Source organism: Streptomyces sp. NPDC046900 (assembly GCF_040644975.1).
Taxonomy (GTDB): domain Bacteria; phylum Actinomycetota; class Actinomycetes; order Streptomycetales; family Streptomycetaceae; genus Streptomyces.
Genome location: NZ_JBEYXD010000250.1, coordinates 1 through 1,426, shown reverse-complemented (window position 1 = coordinate 1,426; position 1,426 = coordinate 1). Strand labels below are relative to the sequence as shown.

1 protein-coding gene and 1 pseudogene are annotated in these 1,426 nt (G+C 69.3%); both read left to right on the top strand.

Annotated elements, in window-relative coordinates; all coding sequences use genetic code 11:
* Positions 1-264, top strand: a pseudogene (locus tag ABZ904_RS51265) (Subtilisin, serine endopeptidase); the annotation flags it as partial.
* Between the two features lie 369 nt (positions 265-633).
* Positions 634-1,251, top strand: coding sequence for a DsbA family protein (locus ABZ904_RS51260; protein ID WP_361006347.1), 618 nt, complete (start codon positions 634-636; stop codon positions 1,249-1,251).
* Positions 1,252-1,426: the final 175 nt, after the last annotated feature.

The window sequence follows — 1,426 nt, the reverse complement described above, 5'->3', positions numbered from 1 at the left end:
TCGGCCCACATCGTGGGCCTGGCCGCCCTCGTTCTCGCTCACCACGAGGACTTCCACGGACAGCTGCTGCCCCGCGGCCCCGGCCGGGTCCAGCACCTGTTCGAGATCATCGCCGCCAGCTGCCGACAGCTCGCCGTCCTCGGCACGGCGGAGGCGGCCCGCGTCGGCCGCGGCCTGCCCGACGCCCTCGTCGCCCTCTGGCTGGTCCCCGCAGTACAACCCCCCTCAGCCCTGGCACCCTACGTCCTGTCCATCACCGGGTAGAACCCCACCCGGACCAAACACACGAGACGGCACCCGCCTCCACAAAACGGGTGCCGTTCGGCTTGCAGACCATCTAAATGAACCACAGGGCTTTGTCAGGGGCCGAGAACGGCTGCCGCCCACCCACCTACCGACAAAAACCAGAGCAATCGACTCCCCCACGCCGTGGCCGAGACGCATGGCGATCCCTTCCGCCCCTACGACGGATGCGCCGCCCCGGTCGCCGCCCCCGTCGACGCCCCCTCTTCGAGAGCGCGCCGGCGGCGAGCGGACGCGACCCACGCCAGACGGCGCCAGCCGAAATGGACCAATGAAATCGCCGCCCAATGGCCCAAGGCGGCAGGCCACTGCGCGACTAGCGTGACGGACATGACGAACACCGCACCCGCCCGTGTCGACTTCTACTTCGACCCCGCCTGCCCCTTCGCCTGGATCACCTCTCGCTGGCTGCTGGAGGTCGAGCGCGAGCGTCCACTCGACCTCCGCTTCCATGCGATGAGCCTGTATCTGCACAACACCGGGAACGAACTCCCCGGCTGGTACAGAGAGTTGGTGGACAAGTCGATCGGCCCGGTGCGGGTCGCGGCGGCCGCCGCCCAGCGGCACGGCGACAAGGTGCTGCGGGACCTGTACACCGCGTTCGGCACCCGTATCCACGAGCGCAAAATAGAGGACTTCGACCAGGTGGTGGCCGAATCCCTCGCCGAACTCGGGCTTGCGGGCGACCTTGCGGCCGCCGCGCACGATCCGGCGTACGACGAGGCCGTGCGCCGCAGCCACGACGCGGGCGCCGAACCCGACTCGGGCGGCTATGTGGGCACGCCCACCCTGCACGTCGACGGCGCCGCGTGGTTCGGGCCCGTACTGCGGGCCATCCCACGGGGCGCCGAGGCCGCCCAGCTCTTCGACAGCTTCCGGGTGCTGGCCGCCCACCCCGACTTCTTCGAACTCAAGCGAACCAGGACCGGAGGGCTTTCCTTCGACTGAACAGGTCCGGCGCGGCCAGGCTCCGGCCCACGTCCCCGCGTCGACGACGCCCTGCCACAGGGCGCTCAACGCCTGGAGGAGTCTCGGCGACGGGTGAAAACGGACCGCTGATCGGCGGATGAACGGTGACCCACTTCGCGATCTTCTGATCATCCTGATCTTCTTCGAGGGTCAG